This window comes from Culturomica massiliensis (genome assembly GCF_900091655.1).
Lineage (GTDB): Bacteria > Bacteroidota > Bacteroidia > Bacteroidales > Marinifilaceae > Culturomica > Culturomica massiliensis.
The window spans coordinates 2397207-2424081 of sequence record NZ_LT594621.1 but is presented as its reverse complement, the minus strand read 5'-3'; the positions used below and the strand labels follow the sequence as shown (position 1 = coordinate 2424081).

The following is a 26875-nucleotide window of genomic DNA, read 5'->3' as shown; positions in this document are numbered from 1 at the left end:
ATTGTTCTTATTCTTCTTTACCTTTCAGGGTTTCTATTACGGCTTTCAGGGAAGTATCCGTGAAGGCCGCATTCTCTCCGAGTAAGCAGGCGATCTGCCGGACGGTTTCCATGTGTTTCCGGATCACTTCATCCGTTTTATTCAGCATCCACTGTTTTTTTCCGTAAGGTTCGCGCATGTCTTGCAGCAGGCCGAATACCAGGCGATGAGGCTGGATGTTGTATATCGAGAGCATCCATATCTTGTCGTTTTCCCGGATTTGCCGTTCGATAATTTCTTTTCCGGTTGAGAGGGCCGCTCCGAATAGTCCAGGGAAGGAGCATATATCTTCCAGGGCAACACCTTGCAAGCCCGGAGAAGCGTCGTATACCAGTGATGTTTCTTCTCCCAGAAGCTCGGCGGCAAACCGGTTCATATCTACTACCTTTAAATCGGAATCGGCCAGAATAACACCTGCCGGGATTTTCTGCAATAATACGGTGGCTTTATCGTGAGCGATTTTACGCATATACGATACACACATGTTTTCTTCTGCTCTGCCGGCCAGCAATGCCCGGGCAAAATCGCGGCAACTGTCGTATCCGCAACCGCTGCAATTCAGTTCGTCGGCAGCAGATGTTTTGCCGACGGCAGAGAGGGCCTGAACAATCTGTTCCTCGCTGTAATCGGCGGTGTCAGTTTGGGGATCGGCTTTATAGCAAGCAAAGAGGTCCGGGGGGGCTACCAACGGGGCGGGGCGCTCTTTCTCCGCTTTGCGGGTAACCTCGTATCGTTTGAGTGCCAGCGATGACGGGCTCAGTTTTCCGGGACCGTTGATGCATCCTCCCTTGCAGGAAAGAAGTTCCAGGAATACGCTGTCTTTCCGGTTTTCCCGATGCAGATTACGGAGTACATCCCTTACGTTTTCCATACCCGAAAACGCCATTTTGATAATTTTTTTATCATCTCCGTGGATGCCGGCCAGCATACCGCCTTCCACCGGGTAAAGTGCACCTTCTCCGGAATGGTAAGGTACGAATTCCGAATTCTCCTTATTTTGAGGAGACACGTCTAAGGCGATACCTTCTTCTCCCAGCCATTGGCGCAGATCTTTAAAGGTGATGGCGATCTGAACCAATTCCTTATGATTGTCGGCTTCTATCTTTTTGCCGATACAGGGACCTGCAAAAATGACCTTTGTGTCTTCTCCGTATTTGCTTTTCAGCAGGCGTGCATGTGCCAGCAGCGGAGATAAAACCGGCGTGAGGGACGGAAGAATTTCCGGGGCATATTTCCGGATGTATTCGACGACGACCGGACAGGCGGAAGAAATGTAAATTCCGGGAGGAGATTCCAGCAAATACCGGTTTACAGTGTCCGAAACCAATTCTGCACCGAGGGCTGTCTCGGAGACATCACTGAATCCCAGCTGCTTGATTGCATGTATGAGGACCGGTGTCGGAATATCGCTGAATTCGCTCACATAGGAAGGAGCCAGAGATAGTATGACTTTTTTGTGTTGTTGTAAGATTGCTTTTACGACGGGTACTCCATTACGTATTTTTTTGGCTCCGGTCGGACATATTTGCGTGCAATGGCCGCAATAGATACAACGGTCGGCGATAATATAAGCTTTGTTATTCTCTATCCGAATCGCTTTTACTGGACATTCGCGGATGCATTTGTAACAATCCTGACAATTGTCCGGTTCCGTATAAATGGGACGCTGAGTCATCATAGAAGATATGTTTGGGTTGATATATTCTACAAATATATAAAAAAAGCCGCCGAAAAAACGGCGGCTTTCAAAGACAATGCAGTCTTTTATTTCTTTATTTCTTTTTTCTTGCCGAATCTCCGTCTCAAGTCATAAGAAACCGGAGTGGCAACGAACAAGGAAGAATAAGTACCGACTACAATACCGATCAACAAGGCGAATATAAAGCCTTTGATTGAAGTACCGCCGAAAATGAAGATAGCCAGCAATACGACAATGGTAGATAACGAGGTGTTGAACGTACGGCGCAAGGTCGAGTTCAATGCTTCGTCGGTCACTTCCATATCGTCCCGTTTCGGATATAGGTTGTGGTATTCACGGATACGGTCGAATACAACCACGGTATCATTGATCGAGTATCCGACAACCGTCAGGATAGCGGCGATAAATGCCTGGTCGATTTCCAATGAGAACGGCAGAATACCGGAGAAAGCAGAGAATGCTCCCATTACGATGATGACGTTGTGAGCCAAGCCGATCACGGCACCGGCACCGTATTGCCATTGAGAGAAACGGACCATGATGTAGAGGAATATACCGATCAATGCGAAGACTACAGACCAGATGGCTGCCCGGGTGATGTCTTCGGCTACGGCGGGTCCTACTTTTTCAGACATCTGACGGTTTACTTCCAGGAACTGCTCGCGGGAAGTACCTTCCGGCAAATATTGCTGTAAGCCTTCGTATAACAAGGTTTCAACTTCGTCATCCACTTCGGTGCCTTCTGCATCGATTTTGTATTTGGTGGTGATTCTCACCTGGTTGTCCCCTCCGAAAGTTTTTACCTCAGGCGCACTACCGTATACCTCTGCCAGACTGCCAGCCACTTCTTCCACCTGAACCGGACGGTCGAAAGTAACGGTATAGGTTCTACCACCTACGAAGTCGATACCTTTATCCAGTCCTTTTCCGAAAAGGAAAACAAGGGATAAGATTACGACTGTCCCGGAAAGGACATAAGAGATTTTGCGTTTTTTCAGGAACGGGAATTTCGGGTCTCTCAACCAGTTTTGTGTCAGTTTGGTCGTGAAAGGTACGCTTTCGCTTCTGGAGGCTGCCCGGTCTAAGATCAAACGGGTAAGGAAAATGGCACAGAACAAAGAAGAGAAAATACCGATGATCAATGTCGTAGCAAAACCTTTGATCGGACCTTCACCGAAGTAATAAAGGATAAAACCGGTCAGTAAGGTCGTTACGTTACTGTCGATAATGGCAGAATAAGCATTTTTGTATCCCTCTTTAATAGCGAGTTTCAGGCCTTTTCCGGCACGTCTTTCTTCCTCGATGCGTTCGTATATCAATACATTGGCATCGACAGACATACCCATTGTCAACACAATACCGGCGATACCCGGCAGTGTCAGTACCGCTCCGATGGAAGCCAGAATACCGAACAGGAAGAATAAGTTCGCCAGCAATGCAATGTCGGCAGCTAATCCCGCACCTTTACTATAGAAGAAAAGCATGTAGAACAATACCAATGCGAAAGCAATAATAAAGGACCACATACCGGTCTGGATGGATTCCTGTCCCAGGGAGGGTCCTACGATTTCGTCGGCAATGATACGTGCCGGAGCCGGTAATTTACCGGATTTCAGAATGTTGGCCAAGTCTTCTGCTTCTTTTACGCCGAAGTGTCCGGAAATCTGAGAGCTACCTCCTTTGATTTCGGTATTTACAACGGGAGAAGAGCATACATAACCGTCCAATACGATGGCGACACAGCGTCCTACGTTTTCTTTGGTCATCCGGGCCCATACTTTGGCACCTTCACCGTTCATATTCATGGATACGACAGGAGAACCGCCGCTTTGCTCGTCGAAAGATTTACGGGCATCTACAATGACACCGCCGTCCAACGGTGCTTTACCGTCACGGGTAGTGATTTTGATGGCATGCATCGCTAAGAAATCACCTTCCGGTTTCATTTCCCAATACAAGCGTGCGTTACGTGGGATCAAAGATTTAACCTGTGGTAAAGCTAACATAGCATTGATTGCCGATGTATCTTTCAAGCGGGCATAACCTACGGTAGATCCGGGACGTAATGCTCCGTTTTGTGCAACTGCCGGATTTAAGAGAGCGAAAAGCGGATTTTGTTTCCGGAAAGCTGCTTCATCATTGCTCAGTGAGCTTGAATCTTGGGCTGCTTTCAACAAAGCATCGATACCTTCATCGGTGGAGTCGGCAGCTACTTCTTCGGTTACTGTTGTAACCTGAACCGTATCTTTACTCAACCCGAGAATGTCTCCGGTAATTTCAATATCTCTCAGTTTTTCGTTGATAGCTGCCAAATGAGGATAGAACTCGGAATTTTCGAACGTTTCGAAAAATTCCAGGGCAGCCGTTCCTTGCAAGAGCTTTCTTACCCGTTGTGCATCTTTGATACCCGGAAGTTCGATGTTGATACGTCCGGAAATATCTGCTTTACGGATGTTGGGTTGAGCTACGCCGAAACGGTCGATACGGGTACGTAAAATATTGAACGTATTGTCGATCGCTCCTTCTGCTTCTTTGCGGATGACATCCAGCACTTCTTTGTTGCTGGCTCCGACTTTGATTTTATCTTTCATCTCTACGGTACCGAAAATGTCCGGAGATGCCAATTGAGCATTCGGTGCGATCCGGGCAAAAGCTTCCCCGAACAAGGTAACGAAGTCTTTGGGACTTTTCGTACGCATGGTTACAGCTTCGTTGATAGCCTGCAAGAAGGCCGGATCCTGACTGTTGTTTGCTAAGCTTTTGACAACATCCACCACATCCACCTCCATGGTTACATTCATACCTCCACGTAAGTCGAGGCCTAACGGAAGCTCTAATTCTTTACATTCTTTGTACGTAAATTTGGCAAGTCCCAGAAAATTATATACGTTCTGGTTTGCAATAGAATCCAGATATGCTCTCTCTTTCACGGGGTCGCCATTGGCGTATTCCCGGGCCGCTTTCTCCACCTGGGATGTCTTGAAAGTGAAAAACAACTGGTAAGCACTCACTAGCGCGAGCGCTATTGTGAGTAGTGTGATCGCTCCTTTGTTTCGCATTTTTAACTAATTTATATTTAAACTTTAATAATTCTTCCACGAAGATTTAATGCGCAAAAGTATAATATTTTTTTGAAATAACTATGCTAATTTTTAATTCTCCGTCTTCAAATTTCAATTATTGGTTATTTTCGCTTTTTTGATTGCAAAAATGTATCTTCGCCGTGGTTAAATCCGATAAAGTAAATATGCAGCGTAAGAGAAATAATAAAATAACGGTACCTCTGGAAATTGTGGAATTGGAAAGTGATAGTTTTCATTTGCTCGTTCCGGTTGTGATCAATGGGGAGCAGGGAGATATGATTGTGGATACCGGGGCTTCTGTGACTGTGGCAGACCGACGGTTTTTTCCTGACGGATGTGAGGAGGAAACAGACGTGCAATTGCAATCCGGAGGAATTACCGGTTCGATTTCTGATGTTCGTACAATAAGTGTAAGGCAGTTTTGTATCGGAGAACTGAAATTGCGGGATAAACGGATTGCGGTGATCGATTTGGATTATGTCAATGATATGTACCAAAAACATGTACACCGGAAGGTGATGGGTTTGCTGGGGTCCGATTTCCTTATCGCTCACCGGGCGGTTATTGATTATCCGGGCCGGAAATTGTTACTGGAGAAACCGGAGGAGACAACGGAATAAAAAACAACCCCGGATATCCGCTGTTGTACACAGTGTCCGGGGTTGTTTCGGTTATGCCGTTTCAATTAAAATCAGAACATTTTCATGTTGTCCAGTACACTCATTACTGTCTTCACGGCTTGTGCCGAGTTTTTCAATAACTCTTTTTCGTCATCGTTCAATTGTACTTCAACGATCTTTTCAATTCCGTTTTTACCGAGGATAACCGGAACTCCCAGGTAGATATTTTCCATTCCGTATTCACCGTTCAACAGAGCACATACCGGGAATACTCTTCTGGAGTTGCAAATGATAGCTTCCACCATCTGGGCGGCAGCAGCACCCGGAGCATACCAGGCAGAAGTCCCCATCAATTTAACCAATTCACCACCTCCGACTTTTGTTCTTTCGATGATGGCCTTCAATTGCTCCATGTCGATCAGTTCGGTAACAGGAATACCGCAAACTGTGGTATAACGTGGCAGGGGCACCATTGTATCTCCGTGACCTCCGAGTAATAATGCCTGTATGTCTTTCGGAGAAACATTCAACGCTTCTGCCAGAAATGATTTGTAACGGGCTGTATCCAGGATTCCGGCCATACCGAATACACGTGAAGAATCGATTTTGGCTGCCAGATAAGCACAATAACACATGACATCCAACGGATTGGAAACAATGATTATTTTTGCATTCGGAGAATATTTGATTACATTTTCAGTTACGGATTTAACAATACCGGCATTGGTAGAGATTAAATCGTCACGGCTCATGCCCGGTTTACGGGGAAGGCCGGAAGTGATGACTACAACTTCCGAATCGGCAGTGGCAGAGTAATCGTTTGTAACACCTTTAATGCGGGTGTCATACATATTGATCGGGGAGGTTTCCCACATATCCAGGGCTTTACCTTCGGCAATACCTTCTTTGATATCCAAAAGGATTACTTCATTGACAATGTCTTTTTCGGCGATGCAGTTTGCACATGTTGCTCCTACGTTACCTGCTCCAACAACTGTTACTTTCATTTCAGATAATTTTTATGTGTTATACTTAAGATGTTTTTCTTTATAAAATGGAATAAAAACCGGATAGTTGCCCGGATCGTTCGTTTTTTCAAAATTCCGGCGGCTTCTATTACCGACGTCAAATTTAGACCTTTTTTTCAATATCAGCTAAAAAATTAGAGAATTTTTTCTTTAATTTTTGAGGCCTTCAGGAGCTTCTTCTGGAAGTAAAGATACCATATGGGGAGAACTGTGCCTTTGGCAATGCTGGAGATGGTAATACTCCACCAGATACCGGTTAATCCGAGTGCAGGCAGGGAGCATAAATACCAGGCCAAAGGAATTCTGGCTCCGGTGAACAGGATGCCGGAGAGGGAAGGGGGAATCGTTTTTCCGCATCCGTTAAAAGCACCTTGAGTAACTAATTCCGTTACCATAAATACCTGGGAGAGGGCCAGTATTTTCAGATAAGTACCTCCGGCGTCAATGGCTTCGGGTTCCGGGATAAATAAACTGAAAATTTGCCGGTCGAATACAAAAAACAGAATGCCTGCGGTAAGTCCAATACTTCCGGCGATATACAAGGTCAGTTTGTAGCCTTGCCGGATGCGTTCGTAATTTCCGGCTCCGTAATTTTGACCGACAAAGGCAGCCAGAGCCGTTGAAAATCCGGTGGCTGTCATCCAGGAGAGGGCTTCTATTTGTGAACCTACGCTTTGTGCGGCAACTCCTACGGCTCCCCAGCGGGCTGCCAGTGCTGCCAGTGTTAAGGAAAACATAGAAAATAATGCACTTTGCAAACTGACCGGCAGTCCCAAAAGTATGATTCTCCCGGAGGTTTTTTTTTGTAAGGCGGAGAATGGCCGCATTTTTCCGAGGGGAAAATGTACGGAGAAAATACGGCGGGCAAAGAGTAGGCAGACAACCAACTGGGCCAGTATCGTGGCAATGGCGGCTCCTGCCGTACCCAGACCGGGGAGCGGTCCGTAGCCGTAAATCAATAGCGGATCGAGTACGATATTGATCAGTAGTCCTACGGCTGTGATCCGGAAAGGTGTTTTGCTGTTGCCTTGTCCGTTATACAAGCCGCTGAACGTATTGTTGTTGAATTGAAAGAAAATACCCGGAGCGACGATCCGGAGATAAGTGACGGATTGGTGCGCTATAGGCGAGTCGAAGTTGAAGAAACCGATCAGAAATCCGGCAGCAATCAAAATGAAAACGACATAGCCTAGTCCGATGAGTGAGGACAGGATAATGGCATGGTTGGCATAAGTCGCGGCCCGGGGGAGATCGCGTGCTCCTATCGCCTGGGAAATGGTGATCTCAGCACCGGTTTTCGTCATGTAAGAGAGCGCGTTGCTGAGCCAGACGAAAAATCCGGCAGCACCGACAGCAGCCACCGCCTCGCTTCCCAGACGTCCGAGCCAAAGCATGTCGGTCATGCTGTAAGCCATCTGTATGAAGGAAGAGGATATCAATGGCACGGCCATGATCCAAAGATTGCGGATGATGCTCCCCTGTGTGAGATCTGTTATTTTTTTCATAAAGTACGTAATTGTTCAAAATTATATTATGCATTTAAATACTTTAAGTATCTGTACACAAAGAGTCTGCGAAAATATGAAAAAAGTCAACGGATTTGTTGAAAAATGTGTGCAAAGATAGGAAAAAATTGAGAGATGAAAATGGAAGGACAGAAATGAAATTTTTAGCGATTTCTTTCTATTTTTGCAGTTGGCATTATAGAGCCGTAGAGAATTTTGATTGACGATTGGGGACGGGTCCGTTGGCCTCATTAATGGTACGGATTTATGATTTTAGTTGACGATTGGCAATTTTTGACAGGATGTATCTGTTGGAGGGGGCATGTTTTGTGGAGGATTTATATACTTCGTTTACAATCTCAAATTTACAATATTGTCTGCGGAATCTGTGAAGTCTGCGGGGAATCTGAATAATTCAATCAACGGGAGCAATTTAAAATTTAAAATTGATGAAAAAGAATGTGGTAGTCATTGCGGGAGGTAATTCTTCCGAATACGGAATTTCCATTCAGTCGGGAAATTATGTGTATGCAGAGATCGACGGGGAACGATACAATAAATACCTGATGATATTGAAAGGGCGTGATTGGCATGTACAATGGAACGGCAAAGAGTATGCCGTCGATAGAAATGATTTCTCTTTTGAATGCGAGGGGAAAAAGGTCAGTTTTGATTTTGCGTATATTACCATTCATGGAAATCCCGGAGAAAACGGTATGTTACAGGGATATCTGGATATGATGGGGGTACCTTATTCGACCTGTAGTACTTTATGTGAGGCACTTACATTCGATAAATACACTTGTACCAATTATTTGCAGGCATTTGGGATACGGACGACAAATCCGGTTTTGCTGTTGCGCGGGAAAGCCTATGATAAAGAGGCTTTGTTGAAGGCTGTAGGATTACCTTGCTTTGTGAAACCTAATGCAGAAGGGTCCAGTTTCGGTGTATCGAAGGTAAAGACAGCGGAAGCTTTTGATGAGGCCTTGGATTTGGCTTTCGGGAAATGTAAAGAGGTATTGGTAGAGGCGTTTCTGGACGGAACCGAGTTTACCTGCGGTTTGTATCGTGCCGGGGATAAGAAAGTGATTTTTCCTGTCGCCGAAGTGGTGCCGAAAAAGGAATTTTTCGATTTTGAAGCAAAATACGATGCGAAGATGTCGGACGAAATTATTCCCGGTCGTTTTTCAGATGAAATTACGGAGAAAATTCAGGAAATGGCTTCGGAAGTATACGATATTCTGCGTTGTGAAGGGATTATTCGTATGGATGGTTTTGTATGCGGAGACGAGGTCATTATGCTGGAAGTAAATACGACTCCCGGAATGACAGCAAACAGCTTTATTCCCAAAATGGTGAGAGCGATGGGAGGCAATCTGAAAGATATCCTGACTGAAATCATTGAGGACAAGCTGGTTTGAGTTTTTTGATACGTCCGCTGACTTATTTTATATTTTAGCAGACTCTTTGTGTACAGATACTTGAAGTATTTAAATGTATAATTAATTTTGAACAGTTATTTGTGTAATTGACGATTTACGCCGGGGGTATTTGCCGACCGTTTAAAAGATTGCAGGGTGGTTATGTATGATTTGTCTGCGGAATCCGTGAGATTATCGGAGACGATAAAAATCAGAGTCGTTTCCGGTTTATTTTTTCCGGCTCATAAAAACGGAAATTTGTTTATGTTGTTTTTTTAGATTGTATGTTGGAAGCTGTTTCTTGTGTTTTTGTAATATAAGAAGAATGAGGATCTTGTTCCTATTGTCATTGCTGGTCGTTTTCTGGGGAAAATGTGATGCGCATACTGTTTCGAAAGTAGACGATCGTTTGTACGGACTGTTATTTCTGCTTTCCAGTGAAAGCCTGAATTACAGTACGACACTTCCGGAGGACAGTCTTATCTGTCTTTGTAATAAGTTGGGGGAGCAGGCATTGGGGGCAAAGGATTATGTTACGTATTTCAAAACAGGACAAATTGCCGTAAATTCCCTTTGTTTGCAGGGTGACTGGGGGCTTGCCCTTGACAAAGCTTCTAAAATGTATAAGGAAGCCAGAAAACAGAACAATCGTTTGGGAATCGCTTTGGCACTTCAGGCATTGGGGGATACTTATATGTATACCAATCGTTATGAGCAGGCGGAGGAATCTTTTGCAGATGCTTTTAAGATGCTGGAAGGAATTCGTGATGATGATGCTAAGATCCGCCTGTTTATACAGTATATGCATGTTTGCCTGCACGCTGATAAAATAGATAGGTTGCCCGGCTATATGGATCAAGCTGAGGAATTGATTATCCGATTGAATTCCCGGGAGAAAGAAAACTATCATTTTTTCTTACGTTGTTACCAGACCTTGTATTTCCTGTCGGTGAAGGATGAAGAACGAGCCGTAGCTTGTCTGGAACAAGTTTTAAAGGCAGATGTTTCCGAACGGGTATTTAATCAATGGATACACCTGCTGTTTGCTCAATTTTGTCTGGGCCGGGGAGATTATGAAAATGCGTTGCTGTATTCCGATTCGGTATTAATGGATTTGAAGAAAAGTAATAATCTGGGCGGATATATCTACTTTTTGAAAAATAAAGCATTGATATTTGAAAAAAAGGAACAGCCGGAAGAAGCTTTTCGTATTTATCAACGGGTAAATACCCTTTCCGATTCGGTGAATGTGGCCAGATACCTGCATCAGCTCAACGAATTGCATCTTACTTATCGAATCGATCAGACACAGTTGGATACGGCAGCCGAATACAATCGTCTGTTGAGTTGGATCGTTTTTTTCTGTTTTTTACTGTTGCTGACAGTGATTGTCGTTGTCGTTATACTCAAGCGGAAAAACCGGACTTTAAAGCTTTGCCAGAAACACCTGGAGGCGGAAACGGAAAAAGCGGTACGGTCTATTCAATCGAAAAGTTTATTTCTGTCGAATATGAGTCATGAAATAAGAACCCCGTTGAATGGTATTGTGGGCTTTTCGGAGATTCTGGCCGCTTACGGGGATATCGATGCAGAAACAAAGCGTTTGTATGGGGACAATATCCGCCAGAATTCGGATTTATTGCTGAAGTTGATAAATGATCTCATGGATTTATCTGACTTAGAAGAAAATACGATGAGCTTTACATTTGCTGTCTGCGATGCTGTCGATGTTTGTCACAGCGTTATCCATACGGTGAATGCAGTAAAGACAACGGCGGCGCAGCTTATATTTTCCTGTCCTTTGCCTTGTCTGGAGCTTTATACCGATAGTAACCGGCTTCAGCAAGTGCTTATCAATCTGCTGGTCAATGCTGCGAAGTTTACAAAAGAGGGCACAATCCGGCTCGTATTGGATGTTGATGCTGATAAGCATGAGGCGATATTTGTAGTAGAAGATACGGGGTGCGGAATTCCTCCGGAAAAGCAAAAATATATATTCAATCGCTATGAGAAATTGCACGAAGACATACAGGGCAGCGGATTGGGGCTTTCTATTTGCCAACTGGTGATAAAACGTATCCGGGGACGCATCTGGCTGGATACCGGATATACGCAGGGAGCCCGTTTTGTTTTTACGCATCCTTTGCCCCGAACGTCTAATGAATAGCGTATCTATGAAAAAGCTGATTCTTTTATTGTATTTGTTATTTGCCGGAATGTTTTACGCTTTTTCGACAATTAGCGATGTGCAGCGTGAATTGCTCCGTCAGCTGGAAGTTGCAGGACATGATACGTTGCGTCTGAATATATTGGATGAATTGGTCGGAATAAATAAGCAACAACCTGAGGCAAGGGCGTATTATGCCGGGGAACTTTTAAAGGAAGCCGAATGGCAGAAAAATAGTACATTTCAATGTAAAGCTTATCTCTATTTTGTATTTATAGAGTTTAACAAGCGGAATATACGAGCGGTAAAGTCGTGGATGCAGAAACTGGAACTTTTGGCGCGTCGGGGAAAATTATATGATATAATGTGGCAGGGACAGCAATGTTATATTGAGTTGCTGGTGCTTGATGAAGAATATGAACTGGCGGAACGGGAGACACAGAAGATGTTGAAAGAGGCCGAAAACCTGAATAGTGTGTATGGACAGATTATTGCCGATATCTGTTTGGCCGGTATTTATCAGACGACTTTTCGTGGGCAAGAGGCTACCGAAGCTTTAGAGCATGCTTTTGCACTTTCATCAAAGATCGATAATGAATTGACGACGACTGAAATCATCAGTTATCTGATTGCTCATTACCGGAATATGGAAAATAATTCTCAATGGTTGAAATATTTGAAAATCAAGGAATCGTGGATCAAGTCATTGATAAAGAAGCATCCGCAGAGAAAAAATGCCCTGAAAGGCGATCTGTTGATGATTTATTTATCCTATATGAGATATTATGCGCTGCAGAATCGACTGGATTTGGCCGGACAATATAAACAACTGGCAGATAAATATTACATTGATGAGTATGTCGCTTACAGGTTCAGCTATTATATGGAACTTGCGGTTTACTATCAGGTTATGGGAGAGCTGGAGAATGCTTCGGAAGCCCTTGACCGGGTACTTGGCATACTTAAAGGCAGGTCGAAAAAGGATTATTGTGCTGCTTTATTCATGAAGGGAGAGCTATTGGGGAAAATGGGACGATATGAAGAAGCTTTGGGGATTGAAAAAGAATTATTGCTTGCCAAGGATTCATTGCGGATAACTGTGTATAACAAGCAGATCGGGCAATTGAATGAAAGCTATAGCATTGACTCTGCGCTTTTGATGCGGTCCCGTATTCAGAGCTGGTTTAAGTTGGTTGTATTAGGTGTGATTGTTTTATTGATTGCAATTTTATTGTACTTTGCGCTTCGTTTTTATTACATCCAGCGATGTCTTAATAAATCGGAAAAAAAGATACGGAAAATAGCGGAAGATGTCAATCGGGCAGTCCGGGTAAAAGAACGTTTTCTGACCAATATGAGTTATGCCATCCGTATGCCTTTGGGGGAGGTTGTAAGACATTCGTTGCTGTTGGCATCCGATGAGCCGATGGATGAGGCGAGACGGGAAAAAATAGTACATATCATTAGCGATAGTTCGACCCAATTGATTGCTTTGGTAAATAATATTCTCGATCTGTCGCGTCTGGAAGCGGGTAAGATGAAATTCAGTGTCAGTGAAATAGATGTGAAGTATCTTATTCAGGATGTCATCGGGAGGGCGGCTGTGAAAGATATTCAATTTAATTCAGCCATCCCGGAATATGGGAAAGTGAACATAGACGGTATGCAACTGAGACAGATATTGGACAGTTTGTTGGTGTTGGCGGACGGGGCTGTTTTTTTACGTATAAACCTGGAGCAGTCAGGCGGAAAGTTTTTCGTGGTGACCGTCACCAATAGCGCACTTGCCTCTGTGGAACCGACGCAAGAAATGATTATCCGGAATGAAATCAACCGGATGATTATCGAATATTTCGGCGGCCAGTATGAAGTCCGTTCCGGTTTTATCCGTTTTACCCTGAAAATATAAATTGCCGCAAAGATTTTTCCAATATTTGAAATAAAAGATTTCATTAACAGGTTGAATTCACCGATTACGGAAAGGCATCCATCGTCCTGCTTTACCGGTTCGGTCAGCACATCCGTCAATAAGGGTTTTCAAAAGTCGGACATATTCCGTTCATCGTTATCCGGCAGTTTTACACTACCTTCCAAACGGTAGTGCTTGATGCGGGTCCATCGGCCGGAGCAGGCCATATAAAAATGAGCAGATCCACAGATGGTCGTTCGTATATGGTAAATTCCCAGGCACGCAGATGCCGGTAGACCATTCCATTCAGGCTATTTCTTCTATTGAGCTATATATGTTTTGAAATTTTACTAAATAAATGTAATTTTATCCGTAAATTACAATACGATGAAGCTGTGGTTCAAAAATATATTTTCCCTCAGAGAGGCTGCCGGTTTTGTGCCGGACGGACAGGAAAGGAAGGAGCTGGGATGGAGAAGAAATATGCACTATTGAAATATACGTGATCAGGCCGTAGAGGGTTGTGTCGTTGTGCGTATGCATCGTCATTGGTGGAGTTGCTTTTTCGGGTATACAAAAGAATAGCCGGATAAAAAAAGGCGGTCAAAGAGAGATAACTCACGGGGCGCAACCGTCGGGTTGTTTTGGGGCGGAATCGGGAACAAAGCGGAAATGAATGGCGGTCCACAGCCCGGAATACCCGTTCCCGCAGGCTATTTGTTTAAGCGATAAAGACAATAAATAAAATGATTATGAAATATTTTTCAAACTTGCTACTGTTATTCGTTTTCTTATCTGTTTCCATTATGATTCAGGCACAGACGCCGGTAAGACCTTATAATCAATGGGAGGCAACCCAGTTTATCGCAGTAAACGGACATCAGCCCGAAGACTATGTAATGCCGGACAATAATTGGGAAATACTATACAATCTGCGGACTCCGCACACCCAGGCTGAACTTCGTGAGATGGGGGTCAAATGCACTGACAGCCAATTACTGCTATTGGAGGTTGGCGGACTTATCAGTAAAACAAGAGGAAAATGGAAGACCACCATACCTATTCTCGACAAAGAACAAACCAGTTCTTTAAGAAGTTTGAGCAAAGAGCTGGCCGGGGCCATTTATGCAAAAACAAAAGCAGACTTTATATCACTGAGCCAGACTATCAGTGATATGGGATTTAAGAATAATACGCTCTCACTCGTCTTTTCATATCTTCTGGACGGTAGAATGTGGACAAAACTGGTATTGTTTGAGGATATTAATAATTATACAAGCTGGAGTGGCTGTTACTGGGTATTATACGAGCCAAGAAATGGCCTTTCATGCGGTACGAATGGTTTCGGAGAACAGGATTTGATATTGACTTACATCAACAGCGGCATTGCTCCCGGAAACAACATTATGGACCAGTGTGCTGATGAAATAGCCAGGTTCGGAAAAATAACAGATACCCAACTCATTTCCCGGTTAAAACCCTACGGACTGGCAGACAATAATGGAAATGTATTATTTCCTATTATTAAGAAACAGCAAGATAGTTTTCATCAGATAAGTGAAAAACTGGTAAACGCCATCAGTGCAGAACTAAAGAATAATTGTGGTTCATTGACAACCCGATACGGCATTGAGAATGAAAAAGTAGCGACGGTGATGTTATACCATGAAGTCATGTGGTATTTGGTAGATAAGCTGATTCAAGATAAGGTAATTTCCCTTCCGGCTATTTTTAAAGATGAAAAAGCGAATAAAAACCGGTTAAATGAGGTTGTTTTCTTTATAGAGGGAGGATTAATGCAATAATTCAATAGAAAAATCTACAGTATCCGGTTTGGCAGACAGTCTGTGTCATTAGTATTGTTGGGTTATTCCGGTAATGTTATTTTTTGGGTGTTTTTAAAATTGAAACGATATGAGTTGGGACGTATATTTGATTAAGAGTGAAACCAATCAGGAGTCCAGTCCGGACGAAATTGAAAAGCCACTGCCAATTGCTGCGAAATCCGAGGTGCACGCCTGGTTGCGACAGAATTACCCGGAGGCGGATTTTACGGATCCGAATTGGCCGGTGGTGTTTACGGACAATTATTCGGTGGAAATTATGCTGGAGGAAGAAGAGGTGCAAAACGATATTATGCTGGCTATCCGGGGGAATGAAGCTCCTTATGATTTGATTGAAGCGATGTGCCAGGCGTTTGCTTGCCGGGCTGTGGATACCGGCACTGGCGGTTTTTTGGAAGGTCCGGAAACAGCTTCGTTCGAAAGCTGGAAAGATTTCCGGGACGAGGTGCAGGCCGAGTATGAAGCTCCCCGGGAAGGATGGTTCCGGAAATTGATGGCGTCATTGGGAAGATGGTTTTCGGGGAAATGATCCTTTTTTCAGCTATTTTTAAATAAAGGTCTATGTTCAAAGCGCTTCTTGTTTTTCTGACCGAAAGTGTGCTGGTATTGCCTTTTCCGCTATATTGTATATATGAGGAAATGTGGGGAGCAGGGAGTGGTTGGTTGGCCGGCATCGGTTATGTTCTGGCAGTTCCTTTGCTCGCCCTGTATGCGGGATCGTTTCATGGACTGGTTGCGTCGCTGTATTCAAACGGGTTATATTATTACTTGGTATCTTTTGTATTGACAGGTTTACTTTGCTGGTTGGGATTAGTTTGGGTGGACGGTGCTTCTGTCTATGGTAAGGAAACCTGGCCTGTTGCTTTGGGTATATCCGCCCTCATGGGACTGTTGGGACTTATTCCGGCAGCTATTCTTCGAGGATAGAGGATTAATCGGGGAGGCGGGTATGATGATTTCCCCGACATCAAAGCAGAGGAATTTGAAGAAGATTCCGATATTTCATTTTGCACGTTTGCGTGAAATTTAAAAAGGAAGACTGGTAAAACTTGAAATTATAGATAAATCAGACCTGTTGCTGGGTATTTTTCACAAATATCATATACTGTTTGAGAATGAAAATGAACATTCTGCTGTTAGTTGTTGCTTTCCGGCAAAGATAAATTCTGTGAAGTTATAAAAGGGTATCTGATTGTCAGTTGTATTTTGCCGCTCATCGCTCTGTGCTGCATGGGATTTTGTTGTGTTTCCGGTAAGTCTGATAAAAGAAAAACTCCTGAAAATTTTGATTTTCAGGAGTTCGCTTTTTGATCTGGTGAACTCGGCGGGAGTCGAACCCACAACCTCTTGGGCCGTAACCAAGTGCTCTATCCATTAAGCTACGAGTCCGTTGTTCTCTAAAGCGGTGCAAATATAGACAGCTTTCATGAATTGTGCAAATGTTTTGTTGTTTTTTTTATTTTTCTATGAAATTCTGTTGTAAAAGTAATAAAATAACGAGGGTTCTATTTAAATTGTTATTTTTGTAAGCACGGAGGAGAGAAGCTATAAATTCCGTATCGGTAGAGGTACCGGAAGACATAATAGGGTGAGGTCGGTGTGACGGCCGAAAGCAAATAAGAGACGTATGAAAATAATAAAGAGCATTTTCCAGCGTATGAAAGGAGATTCGCTGGCGAGGAAAATGACAGAGGTACGACGGGAAAAGGAATATAGTCATATGCATACCGTTAAAAGCGGGGTGGTATTTTGGATTGCGGGGGTTGGGGAGCAGCCGGGCTTGGAAACGATCCGGGAGAAATTCCCGGAAGTGAAAATGGATAAGGTGTGTTTTTTGCCGGCTAATTATCAGGGATTGCAGGTGGATGATGTCGTATATGTCAAGGCGGAGGATGTAGGGTTCGGAGGAAAAATTATGAATGATAAGCTGTTTCATGTGCTGGAAAAACCTTATGATTTACTGATCGACTTGACCCGTGAATCCAATGTTCTCGTCGACTATGTGTTAAAGAATTCGCAGGCGAAATGTAAAGTCGGGATGGAAAAAGAAGGCTTTGAAGCGGATATTGTTTTGAAAGGAATTTCTGATCCTGTGGTTTTCATTGGAGAGTTAGCAAAATTGTTATCGGATTTAAAGGAATATTGATATGAAATTTAAAGGAGTAGGGGTTGCTTTGGTAACTCCGTTTGATGAAAACGGAAAAATAGATGAGGTGGCATTGGGAGGCTTGGTGGATGATGTGATTGCCGGAGGTGTCGATTATCTGGTTGCTTTGGGTACGACTTCGGAAGCAGCTACAATGTCGGAAGCCGAACGCATGGAGGTGTTGCGTTTGATTCTGGAGAAAAATAACAAACGGGTACCGGTGATGGTCGGTATCGGTGGAAACAATACGGCTGAAGTTGTGAAGAAATTACAGGAATTTCCTTATGCCGATGTCTGTGACGCTGTTTTGAGCGTTGTCCCTTATTACAATAAACCTTCACAGGAGGGAATGTATCAGCATTTTAAAGCTATCGGAGCATGTTCGCCGTTACCTGTTTTCCTGTATAATGTACCGGGACGTACCGTTGCCAATCTGGCGGCATCTACGGTTGTCCGTTTGTCGAACGATTGTCCGAATATTATCGGAATCAAGGAGGCTAGCGGTAATTTCGCACAAATCAGTGAGATACTGAAATTCAAACGGCATGATTTTACTGTTGTTTCGGGGGATGATGGGATTACCCTGCCTTTGATGGCCATCGGGGTGGAAGGTGTTATTTCTGTGATTGCCAATGCCTGCTCCCGTGAATTTTCAGCTATGGTGCATTTGGCACAAGTGGGCAAGTTCGGGGAAGCTGCGGAGATACATTTACAATTGAGTGAATTGTTTCAGGCTTTGTTCGCCGAAGGAAATCCGGCAGGTATAAAAGCAGCTTTGCATCTGAAAGGAATTATCCGGAATAATAGTCTCAGATTACCCTTGATACCTGTAACGCCGGCACTGTATGATCGGTTGAGAATGTTGTTGGGGTGTTGATTATTAACGTTTTTTTTATATCTTTATCGGCAAAAGAGATAAATTGCCGGGAAAAGCCGGTGCCTTCATGAGGTCGTGAGATACGGAAAAGGCCGGAGGGTTGTTTTTATTTCGGAGTGTAGGGGGATTGGCAGGGAGAGTATTAGGGATCAAAAATCGTAAACTAATTATAAGGGTTATGGAATGGTTGGTTTTGATCGTACTTATTTTAATCGGTTTTGTGTTGCTGATATTGGAATTTCTGGTTTTTCCCGGTGTAAATATCGTGGGATTGATCGGTTTTGCCTGTTTGTGTTTCGGTGTTTATTTGGGGTATGAGTTTTTTGGGACGAAAACCGGTCACCTGGTGGTGTTGGGGACGGCGTTGGGGGGATGTGTACTGACGTGGTATGTTTTGCGGGCTCAAACCTGGAAAAGATTGAGTCTGGAAAGTAAGATCGATGGAACAGTGGAGCCGGTAGACGAGCGTATACGGCCCGGAGATTGCGGTGTCTGCATCGGCCGGCTGGCACCGATGGGAAAAGTGAAAATCGGGGAATCGGTTGTGGAGGCTTTATCTGAAGACGGCTATGTCGATGCCAATAGTAAGGTAGAAGTTGTGAAAGTATATAGAGATAAAATTGTTGTTAAATTAAAAGACAGTTTGTATGGATAATAATTCAGTCATTATTTTGATTGCGGCGATCGTAGGCGGTCTGTTCCTTTTGTGGATTATTTTGTACCTTATCCCGCTGGGTTTGTGGTTTCAGGCGTTGGTGTCGGATGTAAAAATTTCGCTTTTACAGTTGATATTGATGAGGTGGCGTAAAGTGCCGCCGACGGTTATTGTGGGGGCTATGATCGAAGGGAAGAAAGCCGGAATCGAGTTATACCGGGATATGCTCGAGGCCCATTATCTGGCCGGAGGACATGTGGCACAGGTTGTGCATGCATTGGTATCCGCGTCGAAGGCAAATATCGATTTGACATTTCAGATTGCGACTGCTGTGGATTTGGCCGGCCGGGACGTTTTTGAGGCCGTACAAATGAGTGTCAACCCGAAGGTAATCAATACTCCGCCGGTGACGGCCGTGGCCAAGGACGGTATTCAGTTGATCGCTAAAGCACGGGTAACGGTACGGGCCAATATCAAGCGTTTGGTCGGAGGTGCCGGAGAAGAAACGATATTGGCGCGTGTCGGGGAAGGTATTGTCTCTTCTATCGGTTCGTCCGATTCACACAAATCTGTGATGGAGAATCCGGATTTTATATCCAAGGTCGTGTTGGAAAAAGGTTTGGATTCCGGAACAGCTTTTGAAATTTTGTCTATCGATATTGCCGATATTGATGTCGGTAAGAATATCGGTGCCGGTTTACAGATTGACCAGGCCGATGCCGATTTGAAAATTGCACAGGCAAAAGCAGAGGAAAGAAGGGCAATGGCTGTTGCCAAAGAACAGGAAATGAAGGCTTTGGCACAGGAGATGAAAGCCAAAGTGATCGAAGCAGAGGCTCACGTGCCGTTGGCTATGGCAGATGCATTCCGTTCCGGTAATTTGGGGGTAATGGATTATTACCGGATGAAAAATATCGAAGCAGATACCCAAATGCGGGAATCTATTGCTAAACCGGAAGATAAAAAGAAGAAATCGGATAAGTTGACATAGTAAAAGTTAGCCGGAGATTGTCCCCTAAAAAATGCGGCATTTTTACAGGTGCACCGCATTTTTTAGGGGCGTTTTATTTATGATTTACGATTTACGATTTTAGATTAAAAGAGTCTGATAACGAATCTGTTTGCCAGGCAATTTACAATCTAAAATTTATAATTTGTATAAACGATTTTATTACTCAGAGAAATAAGTTTGCGGCAGATCCCTTAGATTGTAACGGGAAGACATGGTTTCGCCATAGGCTCCGGCCGTATGAATGACGATCAGGTCGCCCCGGGATACTTCATTCAGGGAAACATCTTTGCCGAAACAATCCGAAGATTCGCATATCGGACCGACAACGTCGTATTTTTCTTCCGGCCGGTCGGAACTGATATTCTCGATTTTGTGAAATGCCTGGTAAAGGGCCGGTCGTAACAGGTCATTCATACCGGCGTCGAGAATGGCAAATTTTTTATTCCGTCCTTCTTTTACATACAACACTTTGGCGATTAGATCCCCGCAATGTGCAATTACGGAACGGCCTAATTCAAAATGAATGTGTTGATGAGGAAGCGGTTCGTAAAATCGGGCGAAAGTCGCGAAATAGTTTTCAAAGTCGGCAATCGGTTCTCCATAGGGGGTATTGTATTCGGTACCTAACCCGCCGCCGAAGTTGACATGCGGAAGACGGATACCTCTGTTTTGTAACTGTTGCTGGATTTCGTTAACTTTCAGGCACAGGCTGCGGAATACATTCATATCGGTAATTTGGGAACCGATGTGGAAATGCAGGCCGATCAGTTCGGTGTGAGGCAGTTGAAGCGTTTCTTCGATCACATGATTTAAATCATACAGGTAAATACCGAATTTGTTTTCTTCTATACCGGTTGTAATGTAATGGTGGGTATGGGCATCGACATTCGGGTTTATCCTTAAAGCGATACGGGCTTTCTTGTGCATTCGCCCGGCAATTTCATTGATGACGCGGATTTCCGGCAGAGATTCGCTGTTGAAACAAAAGATATCGTTTTGCAGAGCGATTTCGATTTCCGCATCGCTTTTCCCGACTCCGGCATAAACGATCTTATCCACAGGAAAGCCGCATTCCAATGCGCGTTGTATTTCGTTACCGCTGACACAATCTGCTCCTATCCCGTAGCTGCTGATGATTTGCAACAGGACCGGGTTTGCATTGGCTTTGACTGCATAATGGACATGAAAAGCCGGATATTTTCCCGATTCGGTATTTATTTTTTCCAGCGTTTTCTTTAATAGTTCGATATTATAGTAATAACAGGGGGTTTGTATTTCCCTTAATTTTTCTGTGAACACCATTGGTTTATATTGTAAGTTCCGGACTTAAGTCCGTGGATGTTTTAATTTTAGATTAAAAATCTGATATCGAATCAAGTGGCAAACAATTTAAAATTTGCAATCTGCAATTTCCAATTTATATGAATTCATTTATTCTTTTTCAAGCAGTTGGGCACTCAGGTCGCGTAAGGCTTGTTGCTTGTCTTCTTGTTTTACGAGAAAGGAAATGTTGTGTTCGCTTCCTCCGTAAGAGATCATACACAAAGGAACATGAGACAGAGCATTTAATACTTTTGCACCCAGGCCGGTTTTGGCTGCCGAAAAATCACCGACAATACATATAATGGACAGGTTACTATCGACTTCTATCGTGCCGAATTTTTCAAGGTCTTTGATTATATTTTCCAGGTGTTCGGTGCAGTCGATCGTTAAAGATACGGCTACTTCCGAGGTTGCGATCATATCGATCGGGGTTTTCCAGGATTCGAAAACTTCGAAAACTTTACGCAGAAAGCCATAAGCCAGCAGCATATTGGTTGATTTGATTTTAATGGCCGTAATGCCGTCTTTGGCTGCAACAGCCTTGACGTTTTGTGCCGGACTTTCCTTGGTGATTAATGTACCTTCGTCCTCGGGATGGAGGGTGTTTTTCAGGCGTACCGGAATGTTTTCTTTTTTAGCCGGTTGAATACTGGAGGGGTGGAGGATTTTGGCACCGAAATAAGCCAGTTCAGCAGCTTCGTCGAAAGACAAATGACGAATGGCTTTCGTATTTTCGACAAAACGGGGATCGTTGTTGTGTACTCCGTCGATGTCTGTCCATATTTGTATTTCGCTAGCCTGTATAGCAGCTCCTACCAGTGCCGCAGAATAATCGCTGCCGCCTCGTTTGAGGTTGTCTATTTCTCCGTATGCATTCCGGCAGATAAATCCCTGGGTAATGATAAGCGGCCTGATATCCGGTTTGGCTAATTCCCGCTGCAGGTTTTGCCGGATGTAAAAATAATCCGGTTCACAGTCTTTGTCGATCCGCATATATTCCAGAGCGGACACCAGACTGGAGGGGATACCGCATTCCTCCAGGTAATAATGCATCAGGGTGGTCGACATGATTTCCCCTTGCGCTACGACCGCTTTTTCCTGAAGCGGATAGAAGTCTTTGTTAATGAATGAACGCAGATAGGTGAAAACGGTCTGAACAAACTCTTTGGCTTTTCGGATATAAGGTTCTGTTTCATATAATTCGCTGATGGTAATATAATAATTCAGTTCCAGATTCTGAATAATGTCCAACGCTTTTTGCTTGTCGGTGCGATACAGGCAATCTGCAATTTCCAATAACTTATTGGTTGTGCCGGACATAGCCGAGAGCACGACAATTTTGGGTTGGTTGTCGTCGATTAATGCAGCTACCGATCGTATTCTGTCTGCACTGCCGACAGAGGTTCCTCCGAATTTTAAAACTTTCATGTTTATTTTATTTCTTAGTGTGTTGTCAATGTATTGTTTTTCTGCAACTGAAAATAAAGGCTATTTTCTATCTTTCTCATCGGTTACAATGAGGACCGGCACTTTATAATAAAATGAAGTGGGTACAAAAAAGATATGCGGAATAGCTATCTCTGTTCGCGGGTGCAAATATCATATATTGTGTTCAATTAAACAAGTGATTGTTTAAAAATAAACATATTGTTTATTCTTTGTAGAAAGATGCAGCTACCCAATTGTCCTGTTCTTTGTGTGTCTGATAGGTGAGTGCCAATTGTTTGGCTTTTTCCCGGATCATGGGCAGGTCTTGGGAATAAAAGCCGCTCATGATTAAAAAGCCTTTTGCAGCCAGGTGAGCTGTGTAACGGTGCATATCGTTCAAAAGAATGTTCCGGTTGATGTTAGCTAGGATAAAGTCGAATTTCCCTTCCTGCTCCAGTAAGGAGGCATCTCCGATTTTTATTGTAATGTTGTTTAAACCGTTGGTATGGATATTTTCCATGGCGTTGTTATAGGCCCATTCGTCAATATCGATACCGACAATTTTCAGGGCTCCTGTTTTGGAGGCCATAATGGAAAGTATACCGGTTCCGCATCCCATATCCAGTATTTTTTTGTTTTTTATCCGGGGGGCAAAATCCAATAGCGTTTCAAGCATCAGGGCTGTTGTGGCGTGATGTCCGGTTCCGAAGCTCATTTTAGGGTCGATAATGATTTCATATTCGATACCCGGAATCGGGTCGTGAAATCCGGCTCTTACCTGAATCCGGTCGTTGACTACAATGGGCGTAAAGTTTTCTTCCCATTCTTTATTCCAGTCCCGTTCTTCAATTTGTTCACAACTTTTCCCGATTCTATAGGTGGAGGGGAGAATATCCGGGAGTTTCAGGTTATCCAATGCTTTTTCATTATAACGGGAAGAAGGTATATAGGCGGTGAAGCCGTTTTCATTGTATTGAAAGCCGTCGTATCCCAATTTACTTATTTCTGCGATGAGTGCATCGGCGATATCTTCCGAAAAAGGAGTGATGGTAAAATTTATTGCTGTGTATGTCATGATGATGAAGGTAAAATTTCTAAATAAGGTCGGTTGGCAGATCCATGCGGATTCTCCATTCTTTGGGTAAATAATTGTTCAATCGGTTACCGAGGTTTTTGCCCCATCCGAGGGCAATATGCCGGTAAGTGATCAATATCCATTCCCCGGTTTTTGCATTTACCTGTATGTCTTCTTTTTTCAAATAGCGAAGAGCTTCCGGCAATTCGGCTTCATAACAGGAGCAGGCTTGCTTGTTGAGCCAGGTTGTGAGTGCCAGGGGATGTAATAATTTGATTTTCCGGTTGTATAATTCGGCTGCTTCACAGCCGTAAGCCGTAACTTTTAATTCCGAACGGAGTTGCCGGATAAATTCACCGTGCATATCCGGCAATATCGTAATCCGGTTGTCTTCGTTTTGTGCAGTAAGATTCTCAGAATGAATCAGTAGCCGACTTAGTTCCGGAGGAATAGGGAATGTAGTCGTTTTTTGTTTTTTATTTTTCTTCGGGCGGTATTTTTCTCCGTCTTTTTTCCGGATAAGTCCGCAGAAAAATCCTTCCCCGGTTGTCTTATGCGGGTAAAAATGGTAACCGTAAGCAGTTGAATTTCCGGGTGTAATTGTATCGGCCGGCAGTGAAACCGGGATACTTTCGGCCTGAAACTGCCGGCAGATCCATTCCAGTATTTCTTCGTTTTCTCCGGGGTTATAGGTACAGGTGCTGTAAATCAGGTAACCGTCGGGTTTCAGTGTTTTCCAGATATCCGTCAATATCCGTTTTTGCCGGTCCCGGCACACGGTCAGGTTGTTTTCGTTCCATTCGCCGATAGAAGCCGGATCTTTGCGAAACATCCCTTCCCCTGAGCAGGGAGCATCTACGATGACGATATCGAATGCACTTTCAAATGCGGAGAAATCTGATGGGTCGTTGTTGGTGACAACGACGTTGCTGTATCCCCAGCGGAGCATATTTTCTTTGAGGATGGTTGCCCGTGAGCGAATGACTTCGTTGGAAACCAGCAGACTGTCGGCGGGAAGGGCCGAAACGGTCAGGCTTGATTTTCCTCCGGGGGCGGCACAGAGATCCAGTACTTTTACCGGTTGTTCATGTATAATTTGCTTTAAAAGGTATCCGATAAACATGGATGAGGCTTCCTGAACATAGTAGGCTCCTCCCTGATAACAGGGGTCCAGGGTAAATACCGGGCGTTGGGATAAGAAATACCCTTCCGGACACCATTCGGTCTTTTTGTCTACGATGGATTGAAGCGTATCCGGTATTTTACCGGTTGTTTTAATCGGATTAAGGCGGATGCTGACCGGTGCCGGTTGGTTGAGGGCCTTGAAGAATGCATCGGCCTCCTGACCGAGTTGTTTTCTCATGCGTGATTCGAAAGCCGGCGGTAAATTGCTCATTTCGGGATATCCTTTATATTAATTTTAGATTTTAGATTTTAAATTTTAGATTTTAAATTGCCTGGCAACTTGATTTGTTATCAGATTTTTTGATCTGAAATCGTAAATCTACAATTAAAACGTTCTTTTTTTATAAGTTGTCCTGCATAACTGAAATATATTTGGCTCTGTACCCGGCTTGCATTATCTTTGCAACAAATAAGTCTGCCGGATTGAACTCAAATGGACGTTGTACTGCATTCTGCTTGTATTATATTGGGTGCAAAGATAATGTAAGTTGAATGCAGAATCAAATTTATTTGAGTTCTGCTGAAAATGTCATCTGTTTTGTGTAAAGATAATAGAGACTGGCATTCATTGTCTTTTGACGTATCATTATTTATTTGAGTGTATTAGAAGCGGAATAATAGAATATGAGAATTGAAGAAAATTTTAACTTAAAGAAATACAACACCTTTGATATAGATGTTTGCTGTAAATATTTTGTAGAAACGGAACAGGAAGATGAGTTGATCGGGTTTGTATCGGAATATGAATTGAAGCCCGAAGAAATATTGATTCTGGGAGGGGGGAGTAATTTTTTGTTTACCGAGGATTTTGACGGAACGGTCCTTTATCCGTTGATGTCCGGTATTGAAATAGTTGATGAAAATCAGGATAAGGTGTGGGTACGTGTCGGAGCCGGTGTCGTATGGGATGATTTTGTTGCCTGGGCGGTGGAGCATGGTTATGGAGGTGTAGAAAATTTGTCTTTGATTCCGGGACATGTCGGAGCTGCACCGGTACAAAATATCGGTGCTTACGGTGTTGAAGCCAAAGATACCCTGTGCCGGGTTGAGGTTATTGATCTGGAAAAAGCCTGTAAGGTGACGATAGAGGCTGCCGATTGTCGGCTGGCTTATCGGAACAGTATTTTCAAGCAGGAATGGAAGAATAAGTATGTGGTGACTTATGTTGTATTCTGTTTGGATAAACAACCGGTTTTCAAGCTCGGATACGGAAGTATCCGGCAGGAGTTGGAAAAGACAGGAGAACAGCTGGGGTTGAAGCAGATCCGGGAGGCTGTGATCCGTATCCGAAAGGCTAAATTGCCGGAAGTATCGGAGGTCCCCAGTGCCGGAAGTTTTTTTAAAAACCCGGTGGTAGCCGAAGTCATTGGCCGTCAGTTGCAGGAAAAATATCCGGCTATGCCTTTATATCCGGCCGGAGAGGGTATGGTAAAACTGGCTGCCGGTTGGCTGATTGAGCAATGCGGATGGAAAGGGAAAACGTTGGGGCGTGCCGGGGTATACGAGAAACAGGCTTTGGTGTTGGTAAACAAAGGAGGTGCTACCGGTATTGAAGTCACCCGGTTGGCCAATGCGATTAAAAAAAGTGTATTTATGCAATTTAATATCTGGATTGAACCCGAGGTTATTATCATATAATCCGGAGAGGGTTGGCCTACTTTCTCCGGTTATTGTTTGCATTATTGGGAAACTTTTCTTTCCTTTGCACCGCGAAATACGGAAGTAGCTCAGTTGGTAGAGTACCGGTCTCCAAAACCGGCTGTCGGGGGTTCGAGCCCCTCCTTCCGTGCAAAAAGAGGTTGCCGTTTTTCGGCAACCTCTTTTATTTGTTTTTCCTTTCTGAGGAATTTTTGCGG

20 protein-coding genes and 2 tRNA genes are annotated in these 26875 nt (G+C 43.8%); 13 read left to right on the top strand and 9 right to left on the bottom strand.

What is annotated here, in order from left to right:
* Positions 1 to 7: 7 nt before the first annotated feature.
* Positions 8 to 1717, bottom strand: coding sequence for a [Fe-Fe] hydrogenase large subunit C-terminal domain-containing protein (locus BN8908_RS11695; RefSeq protein ID WP_021988109.1), 1710 nt, complete (start codon positions 1715 to 1717; stop codon positions 8 to 10).
* A gap of 86 nt (positions 1718 to 1803) precedes the next feature.
* Entirely contained in the window at positions 1804 to 4797 is a 2994-nt protein-coding gene (secDF, locus tag BN8908_RS11690) for a protein translocase subunit SecDF (protein ID WP_021988110.1), read from the bottom strand.
* A gap of 188 nt (positions 4798 to 4985) precedes the next feature.
* Here secDF and BN8908_RS11685 point away from each other — a divergent pair, with 188 nt between their 5' ends.
* On the top strand, positions 4986 to 5441 hold the full coding sequence (locus BN8908_RS11685; RefSeq protein WP_021988111.1) for a retropepsin-like aspartic protease: 456 nt from the start codon (positions 4986 to 4988) through the stop codon (positions 5439 to 5441).
* A gap of 71 nt (positions 5442 to 5512) precedes the next feature.
* Here the strand turns inward: BN8908_RS11685 and mdh are convergent, their stop codons facing one another.
* Positions 5513 to 6448 (bottom strand): malate dehydrogenase, encoded by a 936-nt coding sequence (gene mdh / locus BN8908_RS11680; RefSeq protein ID WP_021988112.1) that lies wholly within the window; start codon positions 6446 to 6448, stop codon positions 5513 to 5515.
* Positions 6449 to 6603: 155 nt separating this feature from the next.
* Positions 6604 to 7974, bottom strand: a complete 1371-nt coding sequence (locus BN8908_RS11675; RefSeq protein WP_068690730.1) for an MATE family efflux transporter — start codon at positions 7972 to 7974, stop codon at positions 6604 to 6606.
* A 449-nt stretch (positions 7975 to 8423) separates the two neighbouring features.
* On the opposite strand from BN8908_RS11675, the gene BN8908_RS11670 reads away from it, so the two are divergent.
* From BN8908_RS11670 to BN8908_RS11645, 6 genes are all read left to right on the top strand, one after another.
* Positions 8424 to 9398 carry a D-alanine--D-alanine ligase gene (locus BN8908_RS11670; protein WP_021988114.1) on the top strand — a complete coding sequence of 325 codons (975 nt, stop codon included), beginning with the start codon at positions 8424 to 8426 and terminating at the stop codon, positions 9396 to 9398.
* Positions 9399 to 9723: 325 nt separating this feature from the next.
* On the top strand, positions 9724 to 11565 hold the full coding sequence (locus tag BN8908_RS11665) for a sensor histidine kinase (protein WP_021988115.1): 1842 nt from the start codon (positions 9724 to 9726) through the stop codon (positions 11563 to 11565).
* A 7-nt stretch (positions 11566 to 11572) separates the two neighbouring features.
* Entirely contained in the window at positions 11573 to 13474 is a 1902-nt protein-coding gene (locus BN8908_RS11660) for a tetratricopeptide repeat-containing sensor histidine kinase (protein WP_021988116.1), read from the top strand.
* Positions 13475 to 14226: 752 nt separating this feature from the next.
* The gene (locus tag BN8908_RS11655) at positions 14227 to 15279 is read left to right on the top strand and encodes a hypothetical protein (protein WP_021988118.1); all 1053 of its coding nucleotides are present in this window, start codon (positions 14227 to 14229) and stop codon (positions 15277 to 15279) included.
* 109 nt (positions 15280 to 15388) lie between these two features.
* Positions 15389 to 15847 (top strand): hypothetical protein, encoded by a 459-nt coding sequence (locus tag BN8908_RS11650; protein ID WP_021988119.1) that lies wholly within the window; start codon positions 15389 to 15391, stop codon positions 15845 to 15847.
* A gap of 32 nt (positions 15848 to 15879) precedes the next feature.
* Positions 15880 to 16245, top strand: a complete 366-nt coding sequence (locus tag BN8908_RS11645; RefSeq protein WP_021988120.1) for a hypothetical protein — start codon at positions 15880 to 15882, stop codon at positions 16243 to 16245.
* A gap of 386 nt (positions 16246 to 16631) precedes the next feature.
* Here the strand turns inward: BN8908_RS11645 and BN8908_RS11640 are convergent.
* Positions 16632 to 16707: transfer RNA gene (locus BN8908_RS11640), tRNA-Arg, on the bottom strand.
* A 238-nt stretch (positions 16708 to 16945) separates the two neighbouring features.
* Between BN8908_RS11640 and BN8908_RS11635 the strand changes: the two genes are divergently transcribed.
* The 4 genes from BN8908_RS11635 to floA all read left to right on the top strand — a co-directional run bounded on the left by BN8908_RS11635 (position 16946) and on the right by floA (position 19987).
* Positions 16946 to 17464, top strand: coding sequence for a DUF6913 domain-containing protein (locus BN8908_RS11635; protein WP_118773353.1), 519 nt, complete (start codon positions 16946 to 16948; stop codon positions 17462 to 17464).
* A gap of 1 nt (position 17465) precedes the next feature.
* Positions 17466 to 18341, top strand: a complete 876-nt coding sequence (gene dapA / locus BN8908_RS11630) for a 4-hydroxy-tetrahydrodipicolinate synthase (protein ID WP_021988122.1) — start codon at positions 17466 to 17468, stop codon at positions 18339 to 18341.
* A gap of 178 nt (positions 18342 to 18519) precedes the next feature.
* Entirely contained in the window at positions 18520 to 18996 is a 477-nt protein-coding gene (locus tag BN8908_RS11625) for an NfeD family protein (RefSeq protein WP_021988123.1), read from the top strand.
* Positions 18989 to 19987: a flotillin-like protein FloA gene (gene floA, locus BN8908_RS11620; protein WP_021988124.1), complete on the top strand. Its 999-nt coding sequence runs from the start codon at positions 18989 to 18991 to the stop codon at positions 19985 to 19987. The genes BN8908_RS11625 and floA overlap by 8 nt, the downstream gene beginning before the upstream one ends.
* Before the next feature lie 180 nt (positions 19988 to 20167).
* On the opposite strand, the gene lysA is transcribed toward floA, so the two are convergent.
* From lysA to BN8908_RS11600, 4 genes are all read right to left on the bottom strand, one after another.
* Positions 20168 to 21310 carry a diaminopimelate decarboxylase gene (gene lysA, locus BN8908_RS11615; RefSeq protein WP_068690726.1) on the bottom strand — a complete coding sequence of 381 codons (1143 nt, stop codon included), beginning with the start codon at positions 21308 to 21310 and terminating at the stop codon, positions 20168 to 20170.
* A 129-nt stretch (positions 21311 to 21439) separates the two neighbouring features.
* Positions 21440 to 22759, bottom strand: a complete 1320-nt coding sequence (locus tag BN8908_RS11610) for an aspartate kinase (protein WP_068690724.1) — start codon at positions 22757 to 22759, stop codon at positions 21440 to 21442.
* A gap of 223 nt (positions 22760 to 22982) precedes the next feature.
* A complete protein-coding gene (gene prmA, locus BN8908_RS11605) occupies positions 22983 to 23834 on the bottom strand; it encodes a 50S ribosomal protein L11 methyltransferase (RefSeq protein ID WP_068690722.1) in 852 nt (283 codons plus the stop codon).
* A 19-nt stretch (positions 23835 to 23853) separates the two neighbouring features.
* Entirely contained in the window at positions 23854 to 25230 is a 1377-nt protein-coding gene (locus BN8908_RS11600) for a methyltransferase RsmF C-terminal domain-like protein (RefSeq protein WP_068690720.1), read from the bottom strand.
* A gap of 413 nt (positions 25231 to 25643) precedes the next feature.
* Between BN8908_RS11600 and murB the strand changes: the two genes are divergently transcribed.
* Complete coding sequence (gene murB / locus BN8908_RS11595; protein ID WP_021988129.1) at positions 25644 to 26657, top strand: UDP-N-acetylmuramate dehydrogenase; 1014 nt, start codon at positions 25644 to 25646, stop codon at positions 26655 to 26657.
* A 78-nt stretch (positions 26658 to 26735) separates the two neighbouring features.
* Positions 26736 to 26808 (top strand) — tRNA-Trp (locus BN8908_RS11590).
* Positions 26809 to 26875 lie beyond the last annotated feature (67 nt).